We start from the raw sequence: 6320 nt of genomic DNA on the forward strand, positions 1-6320 counted from the left end.
GTTCGGGATCTCCCGAGGCGACCGCCCGCAGCTTCGCCCCACCATCGCGAGGGCTCTGTTCTTCTGGCTTCTGTACGAGGGATGCACGCATGAATGAGGAAAAACTCCGGTACTTCCTGAAGCGGGTCACGGCCGACCTCCACGAGACGCGCCGCCGTCTTCAGGAGGTGGAGTCCGAGGAGCAGGAGCCGATCGCGATCGTCGGCATGAGCTGCCGCTACCCGGGGGGCGTCGCGTCGGCCGAGGATCTGTGGCGACTGGTGTCCGAGGGCACCGACGCGATCTCGCCCTTCCCCACCGACCGGGGGTGGGACACCGGGCGCCTCTTCGACGACGACCCCGACGGGCGGGGCACGAGCTACGTGCGGGAGGGCGGATTCCTGCATGACGCCAACTGGTTCGACCCGGCGTTCTTCGGGATCTCCCCCCGCGAGGCCACCGCGATGGACCCGCAGCAGCGGCTCCTGCTGGAGACCTCGTGGGAGGCGTTCGAGCGGGCCGGCATCGACCCGACCACGCTGCGCGGCAGCCGTACGGGCGTGTTCACGGGCGTCATGTACCACGACTACGCCTCCCGGCTGCGGGCCCTCCCCGAGGAGGTAGAGGGCTACCTCGGCACCGGCGCGTCCAGCAGCATCGCCTCCGGCCGGGTCTCGTACACCTTCGGTCTGGAGGGGCCGGCGCTCACCGTCGACACCGCGTGCTCCTCCTCCCTCGTGACCCTGCACCTCGCCGTCCAGTCGCTGCGTAAGGGCGAGTGCACACTCGCCCTCGCGGGCGGCGTCACGGTGATGCCCACACCGGGCACCTTCACCGAGTTCAGCCGGCAGCGCGGGCTGTCCTTCGACGGCCGGTGCAAGTCCTTCGCCGACGCGGCGGACGGCACCGGCTGGGGCGAGGGCGCGGGCATGCTCCTCGTGGAGAAGCTGTCGGACGCGCGGAAGAACGGCCACCCCGTGCTCGCCGTGGTCCGGGGCTCCGCCGTCAACCAGGACGGCGCCTCCAACGGTCTGACCGCCCCCAATGGCCCCTCCCAGCAGCGCGTGATCCGGCAGGCCCTCGCCGACGCCCGGCTCACCGCCGCCGAGGTCGACGTGGTCGAGGCGCACGGCACGGGTACGACGCTGGGCGACCCGATCGAGGCGCAGGCACTGCTCGCCACATACGGCCGGGAGCACACCGCCGAGCAGCCGCTGTGGCTCGGCTCGCTCAAATCGAACGTGGGCCACACCCAGGCCGCGGCCGGAGTCGCGGGCATCATCAAGATGGTGATGGCCATCCGCCACGGCGTGCTGCCGAAGACCCTGCACGTCGACACGCCCTCGCGGAACGTGGACTGGTCGGCCGGCGCGGTCTCCCTGCTCACCGAGGCCGTCGCCTGGCCCGAGACCGGCCGTCCGCGCCGTGCCGCCGTGTCCTCCTTCGGTATCAGCGGCACCAACGTGCACACCATCATCGAGCAGGCCCCGGAGGTCCCGGGAGGTGATTCAGGGGCGGACGGCGGCGAGGGTGCGGACGGCACGGACGCCGCGGCGGAGGCCGTCGCGCCGGTTGTGTCCGTGCCGCCGGTGGTGCCGTGGCCCGTCTCGGGCCGCACCGAGGAGGCCCTGCACGCGCAGGTCGAGCGTCTGCTGGCGCACCTGCGGGCGCACCCGGACGACCGTCCGGTGGACATCGGCTTCTCGCTGGCCACCGGACGCGCCGCCCTGGAGCACCGCGCGGTGGTCCTCGCGGCGGACCCCGGGAGTGCGGCGGGCGACCTGACCGCGCTCGCCTCCGGCACGACCACCGCGCGCGTGGTGCGCGGGGAGACCGGCTCCCGGGGCAGGCTCGCCTTCCTGTTCACGGGCCAGGGCAGCCAGCGACTGGGCATGGGGCGTGAGTTGTATGCGGCGTACCCGGTGTTCGCGGCGGCGCTGGACGCGGTCGCGGAACGGATGATCCTCGAACTGCCGCTGAAGGATGTGCTGTTCGGGGACGATGCGGAGCTGTTGAACCGTACGGAGTTCGCGCAGCCTGCGTTGTTCGCTGTCGAGGTGGCGTTGTTCCGGCTGTTCGAGTCGTGGGGTGTGAAGCCGGACTTCGTCGCCGGGCACTCGATCGGTGAGATCGCCGCTGCCCATGTGGCCGGGGTGTTCTCGTTGGAGGATGCCTGCAAGCTGGTGTCCGCCCGTGGTCGGCTGATGCAGGCGCTGCCCGAGGGCGGGGTCATGATCGCGCTCCAGGCCACCGAGGACGAGGTCACGCCGCTGCTCGGCGAGCTGGTGAGCATCGCCGCGATCAACGGGCCGCGGTCCGTCGTCATCGCCGGTGACGCGGAGGAGGCCGAGCGGATCGCCGGATCGTTCGGCCACCGCAGGTCCAAGCGTCTCACGGTCAGTCACGCGTTCCACTCGCCGCACATGGACGGCATGCTCGACACCTTCCTTAAGGTGGCCGAGAGCCTGACCTACGAGCTCCCGCGCATACCGGTGATCTCGAATGTGAGCGGTGCTCTCGCTTCGGAGGAGCTGACGCGGCCGGAGTTCTGGGTGCGTCATGTCCGTGAGGCGGTCCGCTTCGCCGACGGCATCCGCGCCCTGGAGACCGCGGGCGTCACCACGTACATCGAACTGGGCCCCGCCGGCGTCCTCTCGGCCATGGCCCAGAGCTCCGTCGAGGGGGACGGCGCGGTCCTCGTCCCCGCCCTCCGCTCCGGCCGCCCCGAGGCCGAGACCGTCACCGCCGCCCTCGGCCAGGCGCACATACGCGGCCTCGTCGCGGACTGGGCCGCGTACTTCGCCGGTACGGGTGCCGAGCGCGTGGACCTCCCGACGTACGCCTTCCAACGCGAGCACTACTGGCTGGACGCCGGGACCGCCGGCGGGGACGTGACCACGGTCGGGCTGCGCGCGGCGGACCACCCGCTGCTCGGGGCCTCCGTGGCACTGGCCGACGCCGAGGGGCTGCTCCTCACGGGCCGGCTGTCGCTGGAGACGCATCCTTGGCTGGCCGACCACGCCGTGGCCGGCGCGGTGCTGCTGCCCGGCACGGCCTTCGTGGAGCTGGCGCTGCGCGCCGGCGACCAGGTCGGCTGCGACCTGGTGGACGAACTCACGCTCGCGGCCCCGCTGGTACTGCCCGAGCAGGAGGGCGTCGAACTCCAGATCGCCGTGGCCGCGCCCGACGAATCGGGCCGTCGCGCCGTCGCCTTCCACTCCCGCCCGGACCACGCGGCCGACGACGAGCCGTGGGTGCGCAACGCGGCCGGCGTCCTGGCGGAGGGCGCTCCGGCCCCGGCCTTCGACCTGGCGGCCTGGCCGCCGGCGGGGGCCGAGCGGATCGAGACGGGCGGGCTGTACGAGGGCCTGGCCGCGTCCGGCTTCGGCTACGGGCCGGCCTTCCAGGGCCTGCGGGCCGCCTGGCGCAAGGGCGACCAGGTGTTCGCCGAGGTCGCCCTGCCGGACGGCACCGAGCCGGGCGCCGGACACTTCACCGTGCACCCCGCGCTGCTCGACTCGGTGCTGCACGCCATCGGTCTCGGCTCCCTCGTCGAGGACACCGGCCAGGGTCGACTGCCCTTCGCCTGGAACGGCGTCGCCGTGCACGCCGTGGGCGCCGACACCCTCCGCGTACGGCTCGCCCCGGCCGGCCGGGACACAGTCGCGCTGGAGATCGCGGACGCCGACGGCGCGCCCGTCGCCTCCGTGGCAGGGCTCACCCTGCGCGCCTTCTCGCCCGACCAGCTCGCCGGCCCGGGTGGGGGGCACGCGGACGCCCTGTACCGGGTGGAGTGGTCGGAGCCCGCTGCCGGTGGACCGGCGGTCGACGACTGGGCGGTGCTCGGCACCGGCTCGCAGGCGCTCTCCGACCTGACGACAGCCGAGGCCGAGGTGCCCTCGGTGCTGGTGGTGCCGTGCGGCGAGCCGACGACCGGTGACGACCTGCCGGCCGCGGTCCACTCCGCCACCGCCCGGGCCTTGGCCCTGGTGCAGGAGTGGCTGTCGGACGAGCGGTTCGCCGGCTCCCGGCTGGTTTTCCTGACCCGGGGTGCCGTCTCGGCGGTGCCAGGCGAGGACGTGTCCGACCTGGTCCACTCCGCTGTGTGGGGCCTGGTGCGTTCGGCGCAGTCCGAGAACCCGGGCCGCTTCGGCCTGGTCGACCTCGACGCTGATGCCGAGCCGACGCATGTCCTGCCGCGCGTGCTCGCCTCGGGCGAGCCGGAGGTCGCGGTGCGTAAGGGTGCGCTGTTGGTCCCGCGGTTGACTCGGGCGATCGTTGCCGATGTGGAGCCCGTGACGTCGGCGGGCACGGTCCTGGTGACGGGTGCGAGTGGCGCTCTGGGTGGCCTGTTCGCGCGGCATTTGGTGTCGGAACGTGGTGTGCGGAAGCTGTTGTTGGTCTCGCGTCGGGGTGGGGATGCTCCGGGTGCGGTCGAACTGACGGCCCAGTTGGCGGAGTTGGGTGCGGAGGTCGTGTGGGCTGCGTGTGATGTGGCCGATCGTGGGGCGCTGGCGGCGCTGTTGGCGGAGCATCCGGTTTCGGGTGTGGTTCACACGGCCGGTGTGCTGGATGACGGCACGGTGGGCTCGCTGACGGCCGAGCGGGTGTCGAGGGTGCTGCGTCCGAAGGTGGATGCGGCCTGGAACTTGCACGAACTGGCCGGGAATCTGGATCTGTTCGTGGTGTTCTCGTCGGCCGCCGGAGTGTTCGGTGGTGCGGGTCAGGCGAACTACGCGGCGGGCAATGTCTTCTTGGACGCTCTGGCCCAGCACCGCAGGGCGCTGGGGCTGGCGGCGACGTCGCTGGCCTGGGGTCTGTGGGCCGAGGCCTCCGGCATGGCCGACGCGCTCGACGAGAAGGATGTCTCGCGCCTCGGCCGGGGCGGCGTGCTGCCTCTGGATGCGGCCGAGGGTCTGGCGCTCTTCGACACCGCGACGGCCTCCGAGCAGGCGCTGCTGGTGCCGGTGAAGCTCGACCTGGCCGCGCTGCGGGCCCAGGTGGCGGCCGGTGGCATGGTGCCGCCGCTGCTCGGCGGTCTGGTGCGCACTCCTGCGCGCCGCGCTGCCCGGGGCGGCACGGCACCCGAGGGCAAGCTCGCCCGCACACTGGCCGCGCTGGACGATGCGGAGCGTCCGGCCGCAGTGCTGGACCTGGTCCGTACGCAGGTCGCCGCCGTGCTCGGCTTCGCCGGGGCGGACGCGGTGGAGACGGACCGATCCTTCCGCGAGCTCGGCTTCGACTCGCTGACCGCTGTCGAACTGCGCAACCGCCTCGGCTCGGCGACCGGCGTACGGCTGCCCGCCACGCTGGTCTTCGACTACCCGACGCCGGTCGTGCTGGCCGACTTCCTGTACGGCGAACTGCTCGGCGTGGCCGACGCGGTGGCCGCGCCCACCGCCGTCGCGGTCCACGACGACGAGCCGATCGCCATCGTCGCCATGGCCTGTCGATTCCCGGGCGGTGTGAAAACGCCCGACGACCTGTGGCGCCTCGTGGCCGAGGGCCGGGACGTCATCTCGGACATGCCCGACGACCGGGGCTGGGATGCCGAGGGCCTCTTCGACCCGGACCCCGACCGCCCCGGCACCAGCTACAGCATGGCGGGCGGCTTCCTTCACGACGCCCACCACTTCGACCCGACGTTCTTCGGCATCTCGCCCCGCGAGGCCCTCGCCACCGACCCGCAGCAGCGGCTGCTGCTGGAGACTTCGTGGGAGGCGTTCGAGCGCGCGGGCATCGACCCGGCCTCCCTGCGCGGTAGCCGAACGGGCGTCTTCGCCGGGGTCATGTACAACGACTACGGCACGCTGCTGCACCGAGCGCCCGACGGCCTGGAGGGCTACATGGGCACCTCCAGCGCCGGGAGCGTCGCCTCGGGCCGGGTGTCGTACACCTTCGGTCTGGAGGGGCCTGCCGTCACCGTCGACACGGCCTGTTCGTCGTCCCTGGTCACCCTGCACCTCGCGGCCCAGGCGCTGCGCAGTGGGGAGTGCGACCTGGCGCTCGCGGGCGGTGTCACCGTGATGGCCACCCCCGGCACGTTCGTCGCCTTCAGCCGTCAGCGCGGCCTCGCGACCGACGGCCGGTGCAAGCCCTTCGCGGCGGCGGCCGACGGGACGGCCTGGGGCGAGGGCGTCGGCATGCTGCTCGTGGAACGGCTGTCGGACGCGGAGCGCAACGGTCATCCGGTGCTGGCGGTGGTGCGGGGTTCGGCGATCAATCAGGACGGTGCGTCGAACGGTTTGACGGCGCCGAACGGTCCGTCGCAACAGCGGGTGATCCGGCAGGCGTTGGCGAGTGCTGGTCTGTCGGTGTCCGAGGTGGATGTGGTCGAGGCG

At 72.8% G+C, this 6320-nt stretch carries 1 protein-coding gene; it reads left to right on the top strand.

The annotated features are described in order from the left end of the window. Positions 1–89: 89 nt before the first annotated feature. A partial coding sequence (locus tag ACZ4N5_RS41300; RefSeq protein WP_467762115.1) for an SDR family NAD(P)-dependent oxidoreductase occupies positions 90–6320 on the top strand: 6231 nt, incomplete at its 3' end.

It is taken from the genome of Streptomyces sp. NPDC026500 (assembly GCF_055567635.1).